Genomic DNA, 23,204 nt, shown 5'->3' on the forward strand with positions numbered 1-23,204 from the left:
GTCAAGCTAAACTATCTTAACTATTGAAGCCATATCCTTGAGATGGGTTCTCAAAAGTATCAGGCTTTGTATACGCTGCTTTTGTCGATCCATCGTTTATGTCCGATACCGGCAAATTGCCGAATGCGTTACCAAGACCTCGTAGAGCATCGCCAAGTTCTGTGGGGATAAACCAGAGTTTATTAGCTTGGCCGTCAGCAAGTTTGGGCAAGGTTTGCAGATACTGATAGGTGAGTAGCTGTTGGCTCGGGTTAGATTGATGGATGGCTTCGAATACCTTATGAACAGCTTCAGCTTCACCGTCAGCTCGAAGGATTGCAGATTGAGCGTCACCTTCAGCTCGAAGAATCTGAGCCTGTTTTTCAGCTTCCGCGCGAAGGATAGCAGCCCTAGATTCACCTTCAGCCGTCAGAATATCTGACTGCTTCTGACCTTCGGCCGTCAGAATGGCAGCACGACGATCACGCTCTGCACGCATCTGCTTCTCCATTGAGTCCTGGATAGAGTGTGGAGGCTGAATTTCTTTAATATCAACACGAGATACTCGTAGTCCCCAACGACCGGTTGTAGCATCAAGAACTCCACGCAATTCCGCGTTGATCTGATCGCGGGAGGTCAAGGTCTGTTCAAGATTTAGACCACCAACTACGTTACGGAGGGTCGCGCTAGTAAGCTCGTCAACAGCACGAATATAGTTCGTAATTTCATAGGTTGCGTCCTTGGGGCTTGTTACCTGAAAGTAAACAACGGTATCGATCCCAACCACAAGGTTATCTTCGGTAATCACAGACTGCGAGGGGAACGAGACAACCTGCTCACGGACATCAATTAGAGGCAACACGCGGTCAATAATCGGTACCACCATATGCAAACCGGGTTCTAGCACGGTTCGGAACTTACCAAGACGCTCAACGATTCCTGCTCGACCTTGAGGAATCACCCGGATGGTTTTAGCCAACAAGATAAGAACAAAAATGAAGAGAATCACAAGAAGAATAACTGGGACCATATCTTCATTACCTACTTTCTTTTCGGTGATTAATAACAAAATTTAGGGGCGTAGATGGAACATTTTATTCAGCTTCAGGGGTAACAGCTGATCCTTCTGGCAAAGTTGATACATGCGGGTACACAAACGCTGTAGCACCGTTAATAGTTTCAACCTGGGCGTAGGAGCCGGAAGGGATAGGAGCTCCTGAAGTACGTGCTGTCCAAATTTCGCCTTCAAGACGCACTAAACCAGACTCAGCAGTGACATCCTCTGTCACAAGAACAGTTTTACCCCGAAGAGCTTTGGCATTTGTAACAGTATTTCCGGCAGAGCGGTTGAGGCGTTTCAGAAGAGGCGGACGTAGAATAAGCACAAACAGGATGCACAAAACCGCGAAAACTATTCCTCGAGCGAAGAAATGTTCGATAAATGGTGAAATAGCCGATGTGATGAGGGCAGATAGGGAAAGCATCAAGAAAAAGAGATCGAGAGACAGCATCTCAATTATCGCAAAGAGCAAAGCTAGTATCAGCCAAAATGTCCATGGGCTGTCAAAGAGCCAATCCATATTTTTTCCTCCTCATCGTAGGCACAATAATCCACCGTATAGAGCGCCCAAGCCATACAAACATTATTCCATGAGGTGCATCACCAATCAAAGAGTTTACTCACACAAACTCACAACACCACAAATGGCCGATAATATACATTATGTAAAGTAGAGTCAGAAAACCACACCCCAGCCACTCAACCTTCCGTGTAATTGAACCGGATTAGCTGCCAGTGCGCCCTCGTAAAGACGGTTTCACCCCAGCAGCTTCTTTCTCCTCAATGTCCAGTAAAGCTACAGATACACCAAACTCTTCTATTTACATGAATAGGCGCTTTACGGACTCGGCGTTTCTACCACCAGGTGGCTAAACTCCACCCAGGCGTTCAAAACTTGAGCTGCTGCCCCAGTATCAATAGATTGGCGTGCATCCGCCAAGGCTTCTGTGTACCGTTCCTCAAAACTCCTGCCGTCGTTTTTTCGGTAAGCTATCAGACCGGCCGCCGCATTAATAAGAACTGCATTGCGAATTGCATGCAACGAGTCTTTTGCCGACTCGCCCTCCCCAGCTAATACTGCGCGAAACACACTGGCGTTATACTCAGCGTCTCCTCCTCGCAGGTTATCTAATGAAGAACGCTCAATCCCATAGCCTTCGGGATTAAAGACATATTTCTGAAGAATACCCCCACTTGCTTCCCAGATCTGGGAAGTTGTAGCAATTGTCAATTCATCAAGCCCATCATCCCCCCGGAATATAAGGGCATGGTCACCTCGATTCGCGAAAACCCAAGCCATCTTTTCTACCATCTGCGGATTAGCTACCCCAATTGCAGATGATGACACTCGCGCAGGGTTTGTCATGGGTCCTAGGTAGTTAAAAGCCGTTGGTATACCTAACATTTTTCGAGTCGGCCCTACGAACCGCATGGAGGGATGAAAAGTCATTGCAAATAGAAAGGTGATCCCTACCTGCCGAGCGCACGCGGCAACAGACTTAATCGGCATATCTAGCTGAATACCTAGCGCCTCCAAGACATCTGCCGACCCTGATTTAGAGGTTGACGCTCGGTTACCATGTTTAACAACTGTCGCACCTGTACCAGCAATAACCAAGGCTGCCATGGTGGATATATTGACGGTATTCTGCTGATCTCCGCCAGTGCCTACAATATCAACCGCGTGTACGTCAAGATCAATAGTTTCAGCTTTTGCAAGCATTCCTCGCGCAAGGGCGCCTAACTCTTCAGAGGTCTCCCCCTTCATGTGGAGCGATGTCAGGAAGGAAGCAAGTATAGGTTCAGGCGTTGAACCAGTCATAATTTCATCCATAGCCCAGTCCACATGACGAGAACCGAGATCCTGCCCAGAGATGAGCTGATTCAAAATGTATTTCCAGGTTAATGACTCATGTGCAGTTATATCCATACTCCCGATTTTAACCTTCCTGCAGGATTCATCTGCTGCCAGCGCATAGGGTGCCACAGCTTTGAGGCTTCTCTCCCCCACGAACTTACCAAAACATTACACATAGAGCGTGTCGCACAAATCTCGTGAAAACCGCTAGTTTACAGGGAACTCTAAGGATTTTCCCAACACACCGCAAGATTTAAGAGGTTATGTATTCGCTCTTCGCAAGTTTTAGCGACATAATGTCTATGTGACAACTGTAACCAATAACCCCAGCAGGCCGGCACATCCGGCTCTTAACCGACCCAACACGGTCGCCATTGGTACCGTCGTGTGGTTGGCATCAGAGCTGATGTTCTTTGCCGGGCTTTTTGCTATGTACTTCACCCTTAAGGCATCACGTCCTGACATTTGGGCTGATAATGTACATATCCTTAACGTTCCCTTCGCTTTTATCAACACAATCGTTCTTGTGCTGAGTTCTGTGACATGCCAGATGGGCGTATTTGCCGCAGAACAGCTCAAACCACGCCGCTCCGGTTCTTTGCTGAATATTAAGGCATGGGGCATGGCTGAATGGTTTGTGTTGACTTTCATCATGGGCGCAATCTTCGTCTGCGGTCAGGCTTATGAGTACGCAACCTTGGTTTCAGAAGGCGTAACCATTGCATCTAGCGCTTACGGATCCGCTTTCTACATCACAACAGGGTTCCATGCGTTACACGTGACAGCTGGTCTAGTAGCTTTCCTCCTGATCATTGGTCGCGCATTTGTCGCTAAGCGATTTGGTCATTACGAAGCAACTAGTGCAATCGTTGTCTCGTACTACTGGCACTTTGTAGATGTCGTGTGGCTCGCTCTATTTGCCGTAGTGTACTTCGTCAAATAACAGTCCAACACTCTCGCCCCGTCCGTATCCATTTTTACTAGCACACACAAGGAACAAAAGACGTGAAGGCACTTTCACAGAAGCGGCGTCACCCGCTTGCAGCTATTGTGTTGCTTGCGTTGGCTCTCATCCTTACTGGTGGTCTCTACACAGTTGCCACTGCCACCAATCAGGCCAAGGCCGAGTCAAGCCATGCATACACTCAAGATGATGTAAACGCTGGTCAAAAACTCTTCCAAGCCAACTGTGCAACCTGCCATGGAATGAACGCTGAAGGCACCGCTGATGGTCCTTCGCTCATCGGTGTTGGTGCAGCCGCAGTTGATTTTCAGGTTGGTACCGGCCGCATGCCTATGCAGATGCAAGGTACACAGGCTCAAGTCAAACCTGGTCAGTTCAACGAGGAACAGACGAAGCAGCTCTCTGCATATGTTGCTTCGTTGGGCGCCGGTCCTGCAATACCTGAAGCAGAGAATCTAGATACCACCAAAGGCGATGCCGCAAATGGTGCCCGTGTCTTCCTAGCCAACTGCGCAATGTGTCATAACGCGGCTGGTGCAGGTGGTGCTCTTACCCGAGGGAAGTTTGCTCCTTCTCTCATGGGTGTTAGCGAACAACATATCTATGAAGCCATGGAAACTGGACCTCAAAATATGCCTGTTTTCAACGACGCAAACCTTACCCCGCAAGAGAAGCGTGATGTTATCACCTATTTGAAAGCACAGGAAAAAAATGTTTCCCCTGGTGGTCTTAAGCTAGGCTCTCTAGGTCCTGTCGCTGAAGGTCTGTTGATTTGGAGCGTCGGTCTAGGGATCGTGCTTATCTTTGTTATTTGGCTGACCTCTCGCTCAGCATAAATACGCACATACTATTCGTATCGGAAAAGATTTGAGGCAACACATGGGAAACCATCGTGACGGTCAAGACGCTCAGAGCGTTACCGTAGTTACCTCTTCAGAGGATTCAAAGGAGCAGTTTCAGAATCCTGGGCTGCCCCCACATCGTCCACGTCTGACAGATGTGGATTCGAAGCGTGCTAAAGGTGCTGAGCGCCAAGTTATTCTACTCTTTGTACTATCAATGCTCGGCTCTTTGTTATTCTGGGTCGCGTATTTCGGTATATCAGTTGAAGGTAACTTCTTTGATGTAAACAATACGGAGCCTACCAGTAAACTGCAGCTGCAGAACCTCTTGCTTGGTTTAGGTATAGCATTCGCTATGTTCGGCATTGGTATTGGAGTTGTTCATTGGGCACGTACGCTTATGCCTGACCATGAACTCGTTGAGGAGCGGCACGATTTGCGTCCTGAAGAGGATCGCGCCGAGGCAGAAGAAATCATCGAAACTATTATTGATGAGTCAGGTATTAAACGCCGTCCTCTCCTGCGCAATACTCTCATTGGCTCAGTTATTCTGGCTCCGTTAACTTTTATTACGTTCCTGCGCGATCTGGGGCCGAATGATCCTGCCGTTCTTAAACACACGATGTGGGATCAGGGTGTCCGTCTTGTACGCGACCCTTCTGGGACTCCGATTAAAGCTTCTGACGTTACGATCGGATCCGCTTATCACGTTCTGCCGGAGACCATCACGTCCCTCAGCCATGAAAATGGCTATCTAGAGGAAAAAGCTAAAGCAGTTGTCTTGTTGATGCGTCTTGACCCCAATGAGATGAAGATTTCGGAAGAACGTAAAAACTGGCACGTTGACGGTATAGTCGCTTATTCGAAGGTCTGTACACACGTTGGATGTCCCATCGCGCTGTACGAGCAGCGAACGCACCATCTGCTGTGCCCGTGCCATCAGTCTACTTTTGATGCGGCAGATGAATGCAAGGTTGTATTCGGTCCTGCAGGTCACGCACTCCCACAGTTGCCGATTACAGTCGATGATAATGGTTATCTTGTGGCTCAGAGTGACTTCCATGAGCCAGTTGGTCCCGCGTATTGGGAACGCGGTCAGCACGTCGAAGAAATGCGTGCAGAGCGTGAGAAGGAGGCGAAATAAGTAATGTCTACAACAACTGGCTACGAGTACAAACCTAAAAGCAACGCTGGGCGTATCGCGAATTTTGTTGATACGCGTGTTGGCATGTCTGGGGTTGTTAAAGAATTTGGCCGAAAAATCTTTCCAGATCACTGGTCCTTTATGTTCGGTGAGGTGGCTCTATACAGCTTTGTAGTGCTCCTTATTTCAGGAACTTTTTTAACATTCTGGTTTAACCCATCAACCGCTGCAGTTACCTATGACGGTTCATATGTACCCATGAAGGGTACAGAAATGTCTGTTGCGTTTGCGTCTACTTTAGATATCTCTTTTGATATTCGCGGAGGCCTGTTGATCCGTCAGATTCACCACTGGGCGGCTCTCATGTTTATGTTGGCCATCTGTATCCACATGCTTCGTGTCTTCTTTACAGGGGCTTTCCGTCGTCCACGTGAGCTGAATTGGGTTGTAGGTTGCGTCCTCTTTGTCACGGGTATTATGGCGGGCTTTACTGGGTATTCCCTCCCCGATGATGTGCTCTCTGGTAACGGTTTGCGAATTGTCGATGGCATTATGGTCGCAGTTCCGCTCGTAGGTACATACCTCTCGCTTTTCTTCTTCGGAGGCGAGTTCCCAGGTGAACACATTATTAGCCGCCTATACAGCCTGCATATTATGATCATTCCGGCAGTTCTGTTGTTGTGCGTTGGACTGCATATGTTCATGGTTGTCCTGCATAAACACACCCAATATCCAGGGCCAGGTCGTACCAACAATAACGTTGTTGGTTTTCCTGTAGGTCCGGTTTATGCTGCAAAAGCAGGCGGTTTCTTCTTCATAGTTTTCGGTATCATCGCTTTCTTAGCTTCCACCTTCACTATTAACGCAATATGGAACTATGGTCCCTACGATCCATCTCCAGTTCAAGCAGGTACTCAGCCTGACTGGTACGTAGGCTTTGGTGACGGTGCATTACGTCTATGGCCTGGTGTTTGGCCATGGTCATGGGAATGGCAATTCGGTGGAACATGGGTTCTAAATGTCCTACTGCCTTTTGCACTCGCAGGCGTCTTGATGGGATTCTTATTCACGTGGCCTTGGATCGAACGTTGGGTCACCAAAGATAATCGGGTTCATAATATTCTTGATCGCCCGCGTAACGCTCCATTCCGTACAGGCGCCGGTGTTGCCGGTATCATCTACTACTCAGTTTTGATGATCGCGGCATCTTCTGATTTGATCGCAACACATTTCCACGTCTCGCTAAATGATGTAGCTTATGTATTGCGTGCGCTCTTCTTCCTTGGACCCATCCTTGGTTTCGAGATTACCCGAAGGATTTGCCTCTCCTTGCAGCGTAAAGATCGTGAGCTAGTGCTTCATGGCATCGAAACTGGTCAAGTGGTGCAACTCCCCCATGGTGAGTTTATTGAGGTGCACAAGCCTCTTGACGAGTATCGTCGGTACAAGCTAGTTAGTTTCGATTCACCAGATGTAATACCTGCACGCCCCAATGCTAAGGGGAAGGTTACAATGCTTGAGAAAGCACGAGGCACCTTATCGAAGTTGTTCTTTACTGATCGTGTTCTTCCTGTAACTCCTACTGAGCTAGAAGAAGCTCATCATGAACATAATGAAGCTCAAAGGATTGAGGGCGCTTCCTCTAATAGCCCCGAGATTAAGGGCTAAAGTTACAACTTCATAAGTTTACTTGAGGGTTGGTTCCACAAAACTGTGGGACCAACCCTCAACGTTTGTATCGTATGTATCTCTTCCAGCAATGTTGCTGCTGACCCAATATCATATCCATCTTCTAAGGCCAGGAGTCCAGACTTTCTCATGAAAAATTCTCATAAGCAGCATGGCCCTATTCCTGAAACTAAGAATTATAAATCTTTGCTTACTTATCAGCGATCGCTATATACCTGATGCCATAATGGAATAACTTCATGCGTACTAAGCACACACCCCGTCACAAACTATCATGCCGCTGGCTCTTAGAGGCAGGAAGGAGCCTCGCGGATTAACAGATAAAAGTAGCAACAACCTAGGTTTGAGGTTGAGACTCCAGAATTCTTGCAGAGAGAGCACTTCTGCGAGCATATTAATGCCGTCTTTTCTTTCGAGCCGAGCGTACTGATAAGCGAAGCTGCCTCTGCAAAAACTATTATCGTGCGATGGGCACGATTATATGGGCGGTTACTCTCCCAAGATTCATCCGATCAATATTGGTGCGTCTCTGCTGCTTTGATGATCCCCAGATAAGCTGCCAATACAGACAATTAATCCAACTAGCTTTTTCTTACCTCCCCTTTTTAGTACATATCTGGGGCAGATAGAACTTTATTCGAGAATCTCTGGAATATAGAAAAGGTGGGGTTACATCATCCATATGGATGATGTAACCCCACCTTTACTGTATATGATTAGTGCGCGTGATCACCGCGGTTGTATTCATATACCCACCCGATAACGGCGACTGCTACGATAGGCAACGCAAGAATTAGTACCCACCAGGCAATCGCTGCCCCAAGAACAACAATCATGCACGTTAAACCGATCATAAACGGCCACCAAGACCATGGTGAGTAGAACCCATACTCACCAGCACTCTCAGCGATTTCACCCGTGTAGTTATCCATGGGCTGGCTTCCTAGCTTCTTATCAGTAAACATGAGGAAGAAAGCCAAGAAGAAGCACATAAGCGCCGTCACGAGGAGCGCGGGAAACCCGGCCCACTCATCAAAATTGGTCATAAACCCATAAATAATTCCAACAGGAATAAAGAATATACCAAGGTACAGGAAGACCTTCCCGAGAACTTTCACGGTTTACTCTCCCTTCTGTGCTGCAAGAGCTGCAGCGGCAACATCATGATTCGTTGAAAGCTCGGGATGATGTAGGTCTAGAGCCGGGCGTTCGGAACGGATACGAGGCAATGCAGTAAAGTTGTGGCGGGGCGGAGGACAAGAAGTTGCCCACTCGAGAGATCCACCGAATCCCCAGGGATCGTCTACCTCGACTTTCGGAGCATACCGAGCAGTAATGTAAACATTCCAGAACCAGGGAATCATTGAAACGGCAAGAATCATGGATCCAACAGTTGAGAACTGGTTCATCCAGGTGAAACCGTCCTCGGGCAGATAGTCAGCGTATCGACGAGGCATCCCATCAACGCCAACCCAGTGCTGAATCAAGAAGGTCGCGTGGAACCCGAAGAATACCAGCCAGAAGTGAATCTTACCGATCCGTTCGTTGAGCATCTTGCCAGTGAATTTTGGCCACCAGAAGTAGAATGCACCAAACATACCAAACACAATGGTTCCAAAAATCACGTAGTGGAAGTGTGCAACCACGAAGTAAGTATCCGAGATATGGAAGTCTAGAGGCGGAGTAGCCAAGATAATACCCGTCAGACCTCCAAAGAGGAAGGTCACTAAGAATCCATAGATCCACAGTAACGGAGTTTCAAACGTAATGGACCCCTGCCACATAGTCCCAATCCAGTTGAAAAACTTCACGCCGGTTGGAACACCAATCATCATGGTCATGAACGAAAAGAACGGAAGCATAATCACTCCAGTTACGTACATATGGTGCGCCCACACAGTTACAGACAGGCCCGCAATAGCAATAGTCGCTGTAACAAGACCTTTGTAACCAAAAATGGGTTTACGTGAGAATACAGGGATAATCTCCGAAGTCACGCCGAAGAAAGGTAGCGCAAGCACATACACCTCAGGGTGCCCGAAGAACCAGAACAAGTGCTGCCAGAGTACCGCTCCCCCATTTTCCGGATCAAAAATATGTCCTCCGAATCGGCGATCCATACCTAGAGCAAACAAAGCGGATGCCAGAGGCGGGAAGATCATAATAATCAAGATTGAAGTAATCAGAGTTGCCCACGTAAACACAGACATACGCCACATAGTCATGCCAGGGGCGCGCATTGCCACAATTGTAGTAATGAAGTTAACCGCACCCATAATTGTGCCGAATCCCTGCAAAGCAAGACCAAAGACCCATAAATCACCACCGACAGACGGACTATAAGTAGTGCTATTTAGTGGGACGTATGCAAACCAGCCGAAAGAGGCTGCACCTTGCGGGGTAATAAAACCTGCAATCGCTACTAGCGACCCAAAAAGGAAGAACCAAAAAGCCAATGCGTTTAAGCGCGGGAATGCCACATCGGGAGCACCAATTTGGAGCGGGATAAGCACGTTCGCCAAACCGGTGAACAAAGGGGTGCCGAACATGAGGAGCATAAGGGTACCGTGCATCGTAAAAAGCTGGTTAAATTGCTCCTTCGTCTGCAGGATCTGCATACCGGGCTCAAAAAGCTCGATACGCATCAGCAGAGCCATAGTTCCGCCCATACAGAAGAAGATGAAGGCAGAGATCAGGTACATGTACCCAATGGTTTTGTGGTCCGTGGAAGTAATCCAATTGACAAAGATGCGTCCCTTGGACTTAGGAACCACGCGCGGCGCAACAGCCGTTGCACTCTCAGTTGAATATTCGAGGGTAGTCACGTCTATTTCACCCCTTTATTGGTTAGCGGGACGCGGAGTCGCGTTCTGGTTGGGATTACGGTTGTATTCGTCCCCAGCGATACCCTGATTCTCGGGATTTTGCTTAAGGGAATTGATGTAGTTGTCGTAGTCTTCCTGTGAGACCACCTTGACATTAAACAACATCTCAGAGTGGTACTCACCGCAAAGTTCAGCGCATTTACCCTTATAATCACCAATTTCTTTGGTAGTGATATGAATATGGTTCGTCATACCAGGGATCGTATCCCGTTTCTCCAGGAAAGCCGGAACCCAGAACGAATGGATCACATCACGCGATTTGAGGACTACATCAACATTTGAGTTAACGGGCAAATAAAGCGTTGGAAGTTCTGCTTCTTTACCTGGTGAGCCATCAAGGTGAGCTTGTACACCAGTTACATGCACATTTTCATCTGTGTAGTTGAAATCCCAGGCCCATTGTTTGCCATATACTTCAACAGTGACCTGTCGATCGGCACCAGTTTTAGGACCAGTTACTTGACGCTCGACTCGGTCTGAAAACGTAAACATACTGACGATCAAGACAACTGGAACGAAAGTATAAAAAATTTCCAGAGGCAGGTGATAGCTGAGCTGACGAGGATAGCCACTTTCGTTCTTACGCCTACGGTAAGCAATGATGCACCATAGCATCAAACCCCAAGTAATAAGACCGACAACAAGAGCTGCACTCCAAGTACCTACCCAGAGATGCATGAGGTTCTCGGCATTATCAGTAGCCGGATGCCCAGCTTTTGTGGGTAACCAGCCTACAGCTGCCCTATCCATTGAACAACCAGTCATCAGCAGCGTCGCTGTAGTCCCGAGGCCAACAAGACTTGCACGCTTACGACGACTGCCGGTTCGATATTGCGAACTCACAGACGGCCCTTCCTGTTCTTGCAGTGTGTGCTAGTGCTCAGGTCTACAGGTAAACCTGAGGCAATTATAAAAAACTTATCCCTTAGAGCTTACCGCGAATTCTGCTCTTACGGTGACACTCTGTCACTGAAATTGTGAGTTTCCTGGAAAATTACTGAATTTTAACGTAACAGAACCCCTAAAGTTGGTTTTTTAGGGGTTCTGTTATATCGATGCTCCTAGTGGAAGGAGTCGCCACAGGCACATGACCCTGCCGCGTTCGGATTATCAATTGAGAATCCTTGTTTCTCAATCGTGTCTTCAAAATCAATAGTTGAGCCGTCTAGATAAGGGACACTCATTTTATCTACGATAACCTGCACACCGTCATAATCACGTACTGCGTCACCATCAAGTACTCGCTCATCGAAGTAGAGCTGATAGATTAGCCCGGAACAGCCACCGGGCTGTACAGCAATCCGGAGGCGCAAATCGGTACGTCCTTCTTGTTCGAGCAAAGTACGTACCTTATTCTGAGCAACTTCAGTAAGGTTAACCCCGTGTGTTGGTAGCTCAGTTACAGTCTCAGTCATGTTTGTCCTTTCCTGACAATATTCCCCTTCGTGAAGTCAGATTACGCTGTCCTACTTCTTCACGACAACAGCGGACTCACAAGTTCACTAGGGGCATCAAGGTCTCTTACGTCCAGAATACCAACTTTGTAGAATTCTGTACTTAGTGTGTGAGGTATATTCCTTGAGTTGCTTTCCTTTCCTAATCTACTTACTCCTGCTGAGAGCACTCAATATCAGTGCCTCCGCTAAAATTCCTCGTTTAAAATCAGGTACATACAGCGATTCGTTGGCGCTATGTGCCCGGGTATCTGGGTCTTCAACACCAGTTACTAGAATCTGGGCATCGGGGAAGTTCTCCTTCAAATCCGCTATAAAAGGTATTGAGCCTCCCATGCCTGTCTGCACAGGAGATATGCCCCAAGCTTGAGCCATTGCTGACAAGGTGATTTGAGCTCCATCCTGCTCAACATCTGTGGCAAAGGGTAACCCTGAGTCGACAGGAGTATAGCTAACTTGCGCGTTATAAGGTGCATGCTTCTTTATATGGTCTGCCAGAACTTTGTGCGCATTCTCGGGAGAATCACCAGGAGCCAAACGGACACTAATACGTGCCCGCGAAGTAACAGCAAGGGTATTTGAAGAATGGGCAATTGACGGAATATCCATACCTATAACGGAAAGTGCAGGTTGCTGCCAGAGCCGAGATGTAATTGATCCATATCCTGCTAGAGACATCTGGTCTAAGATTCCAGAATCTGCGCGGAATTCATGTTCAGGGTATTCGACTTTAGGGTCTTCACCACGGTACAGACCTTCTACAACAACTGCACCTTCGTCATCATGAAGAGTACCCAGCAAACGGGCTAATACCGTATGTGCGTCCAGAAAAGGACCTCCAAAGATACCAGAGTGCACTGCGTGATTACCAGTTCGAACTTCAATATCCCCGCTAGCTACGCCACGTAATGAGGTAGTTAATGCCGGAACTCCAGCTCGCCAGTTGGCAGAATCTGCTACCACAATATAATCAGCGGCTAGGTCCTTCTGGTAGGCAGCTAGGAATTCGCGGAAAGAGGGTGACCCTGCTTCTTCTTCCCCTTCGATAAAGATCTTTACGCCAACATTGAAATCATTGCCTAATACTTCCGATACTAAACGGAAAGCCGCCATATGGATGATAACCCCTGCTTTATCGTCTGCAGCACCGCGGCCATAGAGGCGAGCGCCTTTCTGAACTGCGGTAAACGGGTCAGTTTCCCACTGCGTGTTATCGCCAGGAGGCTGTACATCATGGTGAGCGTATAACAGGATTGTGGGATACCCTGAAGCAGCTGGTTTAGTGGCAATTACCGCTGGCATACCTTGATGTGTCTCCCCCGTTTCATCGTGGTACGACGCAGAAAGGATTTTTATCTCTTGAAAGCCTGACCGTTTCGCAAGCTCGTACACAGCTTCAGCGCTTCGTTGGACCTGAGCTAGATCAAAAGCTTCCCACGCGATAGATGGGATAGAGACTAGATCCTTCAGCTCAGTAAGATATTCATCAAAATGGGCTTCAAGCGCCTCTGTGAGCGCATCATGTTCTGGGAATTTATGAGGAAAATTGGCCATGCGTCTAACAATACGCTTTATACAGGGGTGGCGCATACTTTTTATTTTTGGTCTTGGTATTCGGCGTAGGCAATTATTTTTGGTTATTCTAGTAGGGTGTTTGGTCGTAAAAAAGGTAAGGCTCCGCAGGAGGCTGCTGTCGAGCCTGAAGAAGAGAAACAGCATGAGGTTCCTGAGAACTCTAAGTTCACGCCGAAGAAAGGGCGTCCTACACCGTCTCGTAAAGAGCAGGTTGCGGCGCGAAGGAGGCCTATAGTCGGTGCTGATCGTGGCGCGGCGAAGACTGCTGATCGTGAGGCTGCTGCTGAGCTTAGGGCACGGCAGCGGGAGGCTATGCGTACTGGCGATGAGAAGTATCTGCCGATAGTGGATAAGGGGCCTCAGCGGCGGTACATTCGCGACTATATTGATGCTCGCCGGAATCTGGGCGATATAATGCTTATTTTGCTCATTGTTTTTCTTGTTGCGTCGTGGGTCGTGAGCGGTTTTGGCGTAGCTGCTGCTCCTGTCTACTACGGGACTATGTATGGCATGTATGCTCTGATGCTGTTGTGGGTTATTGATTACTGGTTGATGTGGCGCAAGCTTAAACAGATGGTTATTGCTAAGTTTGGCGAGGTACAGCGTGGTAGTGGTATGTATGCATTCAACCGTGTGATGATGATTCGCCGGATGCGGCGACCTTATCCTCTTGTTAAGTATGGGGAGTATCCAAAATAGATACTGTGTCTTTAATGATTTCTGGGGGTGGGAAACCGTGTTTGGTTTCTCACCCTTTTTGTGAGGTTTATTTTTGGCGCGAGCGACGGATTTTGTAGAGTCCTCGGTTGATGTGGGCGGCCCATAAGGGGCCTTCGTAGAGGAAGGCGGTATATCCTTGGACGAGGTCTGCGCCTGCGTCTAGTCGTTCTTGTACGTCTTGGGCGTTGGTTACTCCTCCGACGGAGATGAGGGCTAGTTTGTTGCCTATTTCTTTCTTGAGGAGGTGTAGGACTTCGAGTGATCGGGTTTTAAGTGGTTCTCCTGAGAGTCCTCCTGCGCCTATAGCGTTAATTTTTTCTTTGGTGGTGTGGAGTCCTAAGCCTTCGCGTGCGATTGTGGTGTTAGTTGCGATGATCCCGTCAAGCTTTAGTTCTTGGGCTAGGCGAGCGACAGCTGTTATGTCTTCGTCTACAAGGTCTGGAGCAATTTTAACGGTGAGAGGCACATGGCGGTGGGGTGAGACTCGGTTTGCTTCTTCTCGTACGGCTTGTAGGAGTGGGCGGAGTGTTGCGATGGATTGCAGTGTACGTAGTCCTGGGGTGTTGGGTGAGCTTACGTTGACGACGAGGTAGTCTGCTTGTGGGGCTAGGGTACGTGTTGAGATTAGGTAGTCTTCTATGGCGTTTTCTAGTTCTACAATCTTTGTTTTTCCGATGTTGACGCCGATAATGGGGCGCTTCTCGGGACGGTATTCGGTTTCTAGATCGGCACGAGCTGATGCGACTCGGGGTCCTGCGGCTGCGGCACCGTCGTTGTTGAATCCCATACGATTAATGACTGCTTTATCTTCGATGAGGCGGAATAAACGTGGTTGTGGGTTACCAGGTTGTGCTTGTCCGGTGATGGTGCCGATTTCGACGTGTCCGAATCCTAGTCCTGCAAGGGCTGCGATACCTTTCCCGCCTTTGTCGAAGCCTGCGGCTAGTCCGAAGGGTGAAGGGAAGGTGAGTCCCATGGCTGTGGTGCGGAGGCTGGGATTGGGTTGAAGGTAGCTTTTGAGGATGCGAGTAATGCCTAGGTTTTTAAGGGTTTGTACTCCCCAGAAGCCGATGTGGTGTGCTTTTTCGGGATCCATGCCTGCGAAGAAGATTTTGAAGAAGGTTGGGTATAGTCGCATCGTTTGCTCCTTGTGGTGTGGTGTTAGTTTTTGGGGCTGGGGATTTTGTCGGTGGCGCCTCCGTAGCGGCGGTCGCGGCTGGCGTATTCTTCGACGGCTTTATAGAGGGTTAGGCGGTCTACATCTGGCCAGAGTACGTTCATGAAGACGAATTCGGCGTAGGCGCTTTGCCAGAGGAGGAAGTTGGATATTCGTTGTTCGCCTGATGATCGGAGGAAGAGGTCGACGTCTGGTAGGTCTGGTTCGTCGAGGTATTTTTGGAAAGTTTTTTCTGTGATAGAGGAGGGGTTGAGGATGCCTGCTTGTACGTCTTGTGCAATAGTTGCGGCTGCGTCTGCGATTTCTGCGCGTCCTCCATAGTTGACGCACATAGTGAGGGTGCAGGTGGTGTTATTGATAGTTTCGCGTTCGCATTGTTCGAGTTGTGAGATGACGTTTTTCCAGAGTTTGGGGCGGCGTCCTGCCCAGCGGATACGTACTCCCCAGGATTTGAGGGTTTCGAGTTGCCGGTTGAGGACTTCGGTGGAGAAACGCATGATGAAGGATACTTCGCTGGGTGAGCGTTTCCAGTTTTCTGTGGAGAAGGCATAGGCGCTGATATAGGGTATGCCCATTTCTATGGCTCCTGCAACGATGTCGAGGAGGGCTGCTTCGCCTGCTCGATGTCCTTCGTTGCGTGGGAGTCCGCGTTCGTTGGCCCAGCGTCCATTGCCATCCATGACAACGGCAACGTGTTGAGGGATGAATTTTTTGGGTATGGGGGGTGGGGTTGTTCCGGAGGGGTGTGCCGGTGGTTTTTGTGGCATGGGATTCTTTCCGGGTTGATGGTGTGTTACTACAGTATTTTACCGTGTTTGATGGTGTTTTTAGGTTTCTAGTTCGAGGTAGGTGAGGGTCTTGAGGGGGGTTTCGAGGTAGTTTTGGGTGGTGTGTAGGGTGAGGTTGAGTATTTTGCGTGCCGCGAGAGGTGAGGCGTTGTCTATGGTGTCCCAGTTCCCTTTATAGAGGGCTTGTATATAGTTATATTCGGTGGGTGTTATGGGTGTTGTAGGGGTGTCATTTTGGTGGGCGCAAGTTTTGCAGAGGGTTCCTGTTATGCCATGTGTACCTGCTGGGTGGTACCCAGTGGTGATGGGTTGATTGCAGTATGTGCAGGTGTCAGTGAAGATGAGCCAGCCTGCGAGTTTCATGGCACGTAAGATATAGCTTGTGAGGATGCGCTGTGGTGTGTGTTTGTTATGAGCTAGTGTGGCGATTGCCCCGTGAGTGAGGTGGTAGTGTGGGTTGGTGTCGTGGGGGGTACTGTTGGTGTTGAGTGTCTCTGCGATTTCAGCGATGGTGTTTGCGGCGGTGTAGGCGTTGTAGTTACCCATGAGAGTCACTGTATAGGCATGTATGGTTGCGGTTTGGGATATGGTGTGGAGGTTTGTTTTGCCTCGGGTGAGGGATATGTCGGTGTGCATATAGGGTTCTAGCCGAGCACCGAATTTTGAGTTTGGTTTGCGGATTGATTTGGCAACGGCGTGGATGACTCCGTTGTTTTGGGTGAGCATGATGATGATGCGGTCTGCTTCGCCTAGGTTTTGGGTGCGGAGGATGAGGGCGTGGTCTCGGAGGTGTTTTGGGGTGCTCATGGTTTTATGTTTGTGGTGTGTGAAGAGAAACCCCGCATTCTGGCGGGTGGCTAGGATGCGGGGCCTGAGGGTTTGGTTGTGTGGTTAGTTTTTTTCGTATTCGATATCGTCGTCTTCGTCGTCGGTGTCGGTGAGGAATTCGTCGAAGTTTTCGTCGTCATCTCCGTAGACGCTAAGGGGTGTTACTTCGTTATGTACTTCGAAGAGGGCGTTTTCGTAGGCTTCGAAAGCGTTTGCAATTTCGACATAGGCTTCGTCGATTACGGGGTCGTGTTCGCGGGTGCGGCGGGCGACGGCGTCAAGGTGTGTTTCGAGGGCGTCCAGTAGACGAGTGAGTTCGGTGCGGGGGTCAGTGCTCATGTGTCTAGTCTACTATCTTTTATGGCTATTGTGGTTGGAGAGTGTCATATTGTGAAGGTATGACAAACGCGTACCCAGTGTGTTTGGGCACGCGTTTAGAAGGGTGTTTTAGGAATGTTCTTTAGAATCCTAGGGTTTCCAGGGATGCGCGGATTGCTTCTGCGGAGGTGCGTAGCTTATTGTGTTCTTCGTCGTTCATGGGAACGCTGAGGACTCGCTGTACGCCTTCGTAGTTTACGACGGAGGGTAGGGACAGTGCTACGTCTTTGAAGCCGTAGAGTTCGCCTGCTGCAATGGTGGAGATTGGCAGTACGGCATTCTGATCTCGGAGGAAGCCTTCTGCAATTCGTGCCGCGGAAACACCGATGGCGTAGTTGGTGGATCCTTTACCTTCAATGACTTTATAGGCTGCGCGCATCGCTTCGTGCGCTAGTTCTGCACGTACTTCTTCAGTAAATACTTTGGTGCCGTTGTATTCCCAGTCAATGAGGGGTACCATGCCGATGTTAGCTGCCGACCAGACAGGGAACTCCGAGTCCCCGTGTTCGCCAATAATATTTGCGTGAACGCTCTTGATGGAGACTCCAGCTTTGCTGGCGACGAGCCAGCGCAGTCGAGAAGAATCGAGTACGGTACCGGAGGATAGTACTCGGTGTGAGGGTAGCCCGGTGATCTTCTGGGCGACAACAGTGAGTACGTCGCAGGGATTGGTAACCAGCATGTAAATTGCGTTGGGTGACATTTCCATGAGGTTTGGCAGTAATTTTTCGAGGATGCGTACGTTTGCTCCTGCGAGTTCGAGGCGGGGCTGCCCGGGCTCTTGGCGGGCACCTGCGGTAATGATGATCATGTCGCAGTCACGCAGGATTTCGAGGTCGTCTCCGCCGGTGAGCTGCGCTTCATGGGCGAACATAGAACCGTGGGCGATATCGAGGGCTTCAGCGTGTGCTCGTTTGCCGTCAATGTCGTAAAGGACGATTTCATTTGCAGAGCCACGTAGGGTTGCTGCGTATGCGGTTGCAGATCCGACACCGCCTGCGCCGATGATGCCGAGTTTAGTGGTAGATTTTACGTTGTTCATTGGGTCGCCGCCCTGTCTTGGGGTTGTTGATTTGTCTGATATGTGGGCAGAAGCACGGAGTGTCTTCTGAAGTTCCCATTATCTATTATGCCTTGTTCTTTGGGGTTTATGTTGGTTTAGTTGCTCTTTTCACGATTTTTTATGTGAGTTTTTACTAGAAGACCATATTTTTCTCCCAAGAAGCCATATAAGGGCTTTATGACTTTTTGATTAATATCACATAATTTAACCCTTATTTCTGGGGGGGCAGGGAGCCTCCCAAGCCCAAACACATCTAGAGGAACTCACAGCTAGAATACTATTGCGATGAATAGTTTTCGTACATTGTCTGGTAGTGGGCTACAGTTTGGTAATTTTGGTGGGTTTATACGATATTTGGGCTGAAACTACACGTTTATGTCATATAAAGTATTTTTTCTATGTTTCCTAGTAAACATTGGCATGGAAGAGTAGCGTTATAGATGTAGGCTATTGAGCCTGCGCTTAACTAATCTAGTGCTGTAACAGGTCGGTTTGCGTGATAACAACAGAGCATTCAGCACTAGGCGCATCATATAGAGCCTCAAAGGTAAAGGAGTCTATCCCATGAAGGCAGCTCGTTTTTACGACCGTAATGACATTCGCATTGAGGACATACCCGCCCCCGAAGTACAACCCGGTGAAGTGTTGGTCAAAGTAGCATGGTGTGGTATCTGTGGCACTGATTTGCACGAGTATCTTGATGGGCCTATTTTCTGCCCTAAACATGGGCATCCGCATCCAATCTCAGGAGAAGATTCTCCTGTAACCCTTGGTCACGAATTCTCAGGCATCGTAGAAGCTTTAGGCGAAGGCATTTCCGATCTTGAAGTCGGAGATCATGTTGTGGTTGAGCCATACATTATTGCAGACTCTGTAGATGTCGGCCCAGATTCAAAGACCTATCATCTTTCTAAGAACATGAACTTTATTGGTCTTGCTGGCCGTGGAGGCGGACTATCAGAGAAGGTATCTGTAAAACGCCGTTGGGTTCACAAGATCTCTAAAGACCTTCCGTTAGATGAAGCTGCACTGATTGAGCCTTTGAGTGTCGGTTATCATGCAGTTGAGCGCGCCGGAGAAATCAAAGACGGTGACTTTGCGCTAGTTACTGGTGCTGGCCCCATTGGCCTGCTTACCTCCGCCGTACTTAAAGCTAAGGGGGCGAAGGTCATTATCTCTGAGCTGTCCTCGCTACGCCGTCAGAAAGCATTGGATTCTGGAGTTGCAGACTATGCCTTCTCCCCTGCTGAGGTTGATGTCCTAGCAGAAATTCATAAGCTGACCGATGATAAGGGTGTAGACGTAGCCTTTGAATGCACCTCTGTACAGCCTGCACTAGACCTCATTCTGGATGCACTCAAGCCTACCGGTAAAGCCGTGATCGTATCAATCTGGGGTAAACCAGCATCGTTGGATGTTCAGAAGGTCGTGCTTAAGGAGCTTGATATTCGAGGAACCATTGCATATGTGAACAGCCACCCGGAAACTATCAAGCTTGTAGAGTCAGGCAAGATTAACCTCAAGCCGTTCATTACTGGCAGGATTCCTCTTGAAGACCTCATTGACAAGGGATTTGATACATTGATTAACCACAACGAGACTGCCGTAAAGATCCTCGTCACTACCGATCCGCAGCTTTTGCCCTAGGTAACTTTCTTGTAGCCTTACAGGCAAGTCGCGAGCGCCTTATATTCTGTCTGTCAGAGTATAGGGCGCTCAATTATTTGCGGAAAAGTGAAATAGAAAAGGGCCTCTGATGTTTATCAGAGACCCTTTATAATGTGCGCGAGGGGGGACTTGAACCCCCACCCTCTAATACGAGGACTAGCACCTCAAGCTAGCGCGTCTGCCTATTCCGCCACCCGCGCAGGTTACCTTTGAGAGGGCTTTGCCTGCTCAAAGCAACAAGTAATACTATACGGTTGGCAAGTACAAGCAGGCAAATCTATATAACGTGTTATCCGTCACTTTTAAACATTTAGTACTCCCCATGTTCCTTTCTAGTAACATACAGTACAGTGTTCGGGTCACGTCCATGAAGTACTGCATGTGAGAGTTTAGAATAGAAACTATGAATAACGAGAACCTCTCACGCGAAGAAGCTGCAGAACGGTCAGCGCTCATTACCGTAGACTCATATCATGTTCACCTTGATTTGACCCATGCCAAGGATGAAAATTTCGAGACATACCCTACAGTTACAACCGTTAAGTTTAAATCCCATAAGCCTGGTACCCAGACTTTCATTGATTATATTCACCACTCTATCGATTCTGTTAGGCTTAATGGCGCGCAGCTTGACCTCAACAAGGTTGTTGATGGCTCACGCATCATGCTGCCCGAGCTTGCCGAGGAAAACGAACTTACTGTTCACGGGCGTTCATACTATTCACGGTCGGGAGAAGGTCTGCACCGCTATATTGATCCTTCGGATGGACGTATATATCTTTACACCCAATATGAGCCCGCCGATTGCCGTCGTGTATTCCCCAACTTTGAGCAACCCGATCTGAAAGCTGTTTTTAATTTCCGAATCACAGCCCCACGAGACTGGGTTGTCAGCTCGAACGGGGTTCTAGAATCTGAGGTGTCCGACCCGACTGATTCAAATATCGTTAAGCGCGTTTTTGCTCCTACCGAGCGAATTTCTACCTACATTACCGCAGTGTTAGCAGGTGAATACTTCACAGTCACCGATACCTATAAACCCCAGAGTATTACTAACAGCGGCGATATTCCTTTAGTGGCGTACTGCCGCCATTCTCTAAAGCCCCATTTTGACTACGATAATATCTTCCGAGTCACTAAGAACGGCTTAGATTTCTTCCAGGATCTCTTTGACTATCCCTACCCTTACCCGAAGTACGAACAGGCGTTCGTCCCCGAATATAATATCGGCGCGATGGAGAACCCCGGTCTCGTAACATTCACTGAGGATTTCATTTTTGTCTCTGGTGCTACCGAAGATGATCTTGAAGGTCGCGCAAACACTATCTGTCATGAGATGGCACATATGTGGTTTGGAGATCTTGTCACTATGAAATGGTGGGATGATCTCTGGCTTAAAGAGTCATTTGCTGATTTCATGGGTGCTCTAGGTGCTATCGAAGCTAATGGTTTTAACGATGCTTGGGTAACATTCGCGAATCACCGTAAATCTTGGGCATATCTGCAAGATCAGCTTCCTACGACGCATCCCATTGTCGCGGATATACCTCATTTGGAAGCCGCAGCCCAAAATTTCGATGGCATAACTTACGCCAAGGGTGCCTCTACCTTGAAGCAGCTTGTTTCCTATGTAGGCTTTGATACCTTCATCGAAGCGGCACGCGTCTATTTCAAACGTTTTGCTTGGGGGAACACCTCGCTTCAGGACTTCCTTGATGTACTTAATGAGGTTTCAGGACGCGATATGCAGACCTGGTCTCAAGCGTGGTTACAGACTTCTGGTCTATCTACCCTCGGTACTCGACGTGTTTACCGCGAAGATGGTAAGCTCCAGGATTTGTACCTCACTCAGCAGCTACCCGACACTCAGCCAGCCGGTATCGGTCGCCCGCATGTGGTAAAGCTTGAAACTTTTATCCTTCAAGAAGGAAAACTTGTCTCAACAGGCACTCTCTCCCTTGAATACCCTGCCGATCCTATCGCAGAGTATCGTGTCTCTTTGCCCCAAGAGCATAAGAAGACTGTAGGTGAAGCTGACTTACTTATGCTCAATGCAGAAGACCACACCTACGCAAAAATCATGCTCACCGATGAGGATGGTCTTCAAGCGGCAATTGCAGGAGTATCCACTCTTGAATCATCTCTTTCTCGCGGTCTTATCTGGGGGTCTCTCTGGGAAAGCGTGCGCGATGCCAGACTTCCCGTTGCCACTTTCGTAGACGCGGTAGTACGGAACGTATCCCGTGAGAGCAGTGCATCTCTTTTGGGAAGTATGGTGTCAAACAGCCAAAACGCTATTACTAATTTTGGTGCCCCCAAGTCTCGACAGCCTTTGTATGATGCTCTCTATGAGTCTTTCTCGAAAGCGCTCGCTGCCGCCAAACCTGGCTCCGATACGCAGCTCATATTGCTTCGGGGGCTTATCTCTATTTCTTCCTACTCAACTCAAGGTGAAGATCTCTGCCGCGATATCGCCCGAGGGGCTTTTGAAGATACTGTGGGAGATATTGCCGATGCGACTGGTATCCCCTACGATCAGAATCTTGGGTGGAGTGCTTTGGGTACCCTGGCGGGGCGTAACCTTGTTACTGTTGCTGATTTAGACCGAGCTGCACAGTATAATCCGTCATCAATCTCAAAGAATGGCTACGCATATGCGATAGCGGCTATTCCTGATGCCGACCACAAAGCAGCCGCTTATAAACGCATCATGGAAGATTCTTCATTATCCAACGACGCCTTGACCTCAACAGCAAATGGTTTCTTGCGAGGGGATGTTGGGCTGCGAACTCCTTACTATAAGCCTTTCTTCGATTCGCTCCTATCAATGTGGGACACCCGTTCCATTGGTATGGCCACTCGTATAGTTCGCGGTTTATACCCCCGTTCGCTCTACAATTACGGATCCGCTGAAGGAACCGGGGTTAGCGATAATCCTTCAGTTGCTCTAGCCCAAGAATGGTTACGCAAGAATCCATCAGCCCCCTCCGCACTACGTCGGCTCATTTTGGAGGCACAAGATAATGCGCATCGGAATATGATCGGTCAGCAATTCAATAGTTCTTTATCCGACTAGCACTTTCTAGGCATTACAGCCTGGTACAGTATCTCTTCTTCACGCCGCTGTACTGG

At 48.7% G+C, this 23,204-nt stretch carries 20 protein-coding genes and 1 tRNA gene; 7 read left to right on the forward strand and 14 right to left on the reverse strand.

The window, feature by feature from the left end; genetic code table 11:
- Nucleotides 1–16 precede the first annotated feature (16 nt).
- From HMPREF2554_RS06700 to trpD, 3 genes are all read right to left on the reverse strand, one after another.
- Entirely contained in the window at nt 17–1,009 is a 993-nt protein-coding gene (locus HMPREF2554_RS06700; protein ID WP_013399065.1) for an SPFH domain-containing protein, read from the reverse strand.
- A 64-nt stretch (nt 1,010–1,073) separates the two neighbouring features.
- Nucleotides 1,074–1,559, reverse strand: coding sequence for an NfeD family protein (locus HMPREF2554_RS06705; protein ID WP_004004664.1), 486 nt, complete (start codon nt 1,557–1,559; stop codon nt 1,074–1,076).
- 318 nt (nt 1,560–1,877) lie between these two features.
- Nucleotides 1,878–2,969 carry an anthranilate phosphoribosyltransferase gene (trpD, locus tag HMPREF2554_RS06710; protein WP_172461379.1) on the reverse strand — a complete coding sequence of 364 codons (1,092 nt, stop codon included), beginning with the start codon at nt 2,967–2,969 and terminating at the stop codon, nt 1,878–1,880.
- Between the two features lie 232 nt (nt 2,970–3,201).
- Between trpD and HMPREF2554_RS06715 the strand changes: the two genes are divergently transcribed.
- From HMPREF2554_RS06715 to HMPREF2554_RS06730, 4 genes are all read left to right on the forward strand, one after another.
- Complete coding sequence (locus tag HMPREF2554_RS06715; RefSeq protein WP_004004662.1) at nt 3,202–3,840, forward strand: aa3-type cytochrome oxidase subunit III; 639 nt, start codon at nt 3,202–3,204, stop codon at nt 3,838–3,840.
- Between the two features lie 62 nt (nt 3,841–3,902).
- Entirely contained in the window at nt 3,903–4,697 is a 795-nt protein-coding gene (locus HMPREF2554_RS06720; RefSeq protein ID WP_070450227.1) for a cytochrome bc1 complex diheme cytochrome c subunit, read from the forward strand.
- Between the two features lie 43 nt (nt 4,698–4,740).
- Complete coding sequence (locus HMPREF2554_RS06725; RefSeq protein WP_004004660.1) at nt 4,741–5,847, forward strand: cytochrome bc1 complex Rieske iron-sulfur subunit; 1,107 nt, start codon at nt 4,741–4,743, stop codon at nt 5,845–5,847.
- A 3-nt stretch (nt 5,848–5,850) separates the two neighbouring features.
- Nucleotides 5,851–7,515 (forward strand): cytochrome bc1 complex cytochrome b subunit, encoded by a 1,665-nt coding sequence (locus HMPREF2554_RS06730; RefSeq protein ID WP_013399061.1) that lies wholly within the window; start codon nt 5,851–5,853, stop codon nt 7,513–7,515.
- Nucleotides 7,516–8,252: 737 nt separating this feature from the next.
- Here HMPREF2554_RS06730 and HMPREF2554_RS06735 read toward each other — a convergent pair.
- The 5 genes from HMPREF2554_RS06735 to HMPREF2554_RS06755 form a co-directional block, all read right to left on the reverse strand.
- On the reverse strand, nt 8,253–8,654 hold the full coding sequence (locus tag HMPREF2554_RS06735; protein WP_004004658.1) for a cytochrome c oxidase subunit 4: 402 nt from the start codon (nt 8,652–8,654) through the stop codon (nt 8,253–8,255).
- A 3-nt stretch (nt 8,655–8,657) separates the two neighbouring features.
- Nucleotides 8,658–10,361 carry an aa3-type cytochrome oxidase subunit I gene (gene ctaD, locus HMPREF2554_RS06740; RefSeq protein ID WP_070554441.1) on the reverse strand — a complete coding sequence of 568 codons (1,704 nt, stop codon included), beginning with the start codon at nt 10,359–10,361 and terminating at the stop codon, nt 8,658–8,660.
- A gap of 15 nt (nt 10,362–10,376) precedes the next feature.
- Nucleotides 10,377–11,264, reverse strand: a complete 888-nt coding sequence (gene coxB / locus HMPREF2554_RS06745) for an aa3-type cytochrome oxidase subunit II (protein ID WP_013399060.1) — start codon at nt 11,262–11,264, stop codon at nt 10,377–10,379.
- 218 nt (nt 11,265–11,482) lie between these two features.
- Nucleotides 11,483–11,836, reverse strand: a complete 354-nt coding sequence (locus HMPREF2554_RS06750) for a HesB/IscA family protein (RefSeq protein WP_013399059.1) — start codon at nt 11,834–11,836, stop codon at nt 11,483–11,485.
- Nucleotides 11,837–12,022: 186 nt separating this feature from the next.
- Nucleotides 12,023–13,429: a dipeptidase gene (locus HMPREF2554_RS06755; protein ID WP_013399058.1), complete on the reverse strand. Its 1,407-nt coding sequence runs from the start codon at nt 13,427–13,429 to the stop codon at nt 12,023–12,025.
- 96 nt (nt 13,430–13,525) lie between these two features.
- Between HMPREF2554_RS06755 and HMPREF2554_RS06760 the strand changes: the two genes are divergently transcribed.
- Nucleotides 13,526–14,149, forward strand: coding sequence for a DUF3043 domain-containing protein (locus HMPREF2554_RS06760; protein WP_004004653.1), 624 nt, complete (start codon nt 13,526–13,528; stop codon nt 14,147–14,149).
- 67 nt (nt 14,150–14,216) lie between these two features.
- Here the strand turns inward: HMPREF2554_RS06760 and HMPREF2554_RS06765 are convergent, their stop codons facing one another.
- From HMPREF2554_RS06765 to HMPREF2554_RS06785, 5 genes are all read right to left on the reverse strand, one after another.
- Nucleotides 14,217–15,308, reverse strand: coding sequence for a quinone-dependent dihydroorotate dehydrogenase (locus tag HMPREF2554_RS06765; protein ID WP_013399057.1), 1,092 nt, complete (start codon nt 15,306–15,308; stop codon nt 14,217–14,219).
- 23 nt (nt 15,309–15,331) lie between these two features.
- Entirely contained in the window at nt 15,332–16,114 is a 783-nt protein-coding gene (locus HMPREF2554_RS06770; RefSeq protein ID WP_049775447.1) for an isoprenyl transferase, read from the reverse strand.
- 60 nt (nt 16,115–16,174) lie between these two features.
- A complete protein-coding gene (gene recO, locus HMPREF2554_RS06775; protein WP_013399055.1) occupies nt 16,175–16,942 on the reverse strand; it encodes a DNA repair protein RecO in 768 nt (255 codons plus the stop codon).
- A gap of 84 nt (nt 16,943–17,026) precedes the next feature.
- Complete coding sequence (locus tag HMPREF2554_RS06780) at nt 17,027–17,302, reverse strand: hypothetical protein (RefSeq protein WP_013399054.1); 276 nt, start codon at nt 17,300–17,302, stop codon at nt 17,027–17,029.
- Nucleotides 17,303–17,423: 121 nt separating this feature from the next.
- A complete protein-coding gene (locus tag HMPREF2554_RS06785; protein WP_013399053.1) occupies nt 17,424–18,383 on the reverse strand; it encodes an L-lactate dehydrogenase in 960 nt (319 codons plus the stop codon).
- A 585-nt stretch (nt 18,384–18,968) separates the two neighbouring features.
- Here HMPREF2554_RS06785 and HMPREF2554_RS06790 point away from each other — a divergent pair.
- Nucleotides 18,969–20,051 carry a 2,3-butanediol dehydrogenase gene (locus tag HMPREF2554_RS06790; RefSeq protein ID WP_013399052.1) on the forward strand — a complete coding sequence of 361 codons (1,083 nt, stop codon included), beginning with the start codon at nt 18,969–18,971 and terminating at the stop codon, nt 20,049–20,051.
- 135 nt (nt 20,052–20,186) lie between these two features.
- On the opposite strand, the gene HMPREF2554_RS06795 is transcribed toward HMPREF2554_RS06790, so the two are convergent.
- Nucleotides 20,187–20,272, reverse strand: a tRNA-Leu gene (locus HMPREF2554_RS06795).
- A 203-nt stretch (nt 20,273–20,475) separates the two neighbouring features.
- Between HMPREF2554_RS06795 and pepN the strand changes: the two genes are divergently transcribed.
- Nucleotides 20,476–23,148 (forward strand): aminopeptidase N, encoded by a 2,673-nt coding sequence (pepN, locus tag HMPREF2554_RS06800; protein WP_013399051.1) that lies wholly within the window; start codon nt 20,476–20,478, stop codon nt 23,146–23,148.
- Nucleotides 23,149–23,204: the final 56 nt, after the last annotated feature.

It is taken from the genome of Rothia sp. HMSC071F11, assembly GCF_001809115.1.
Classification (GTDB): domain Bacteria; phylum Actinomycetota; class Actinomycetes; order Actinomycetales; family Micrococcaceae; genus Rothia; species Rothia dentocariosa.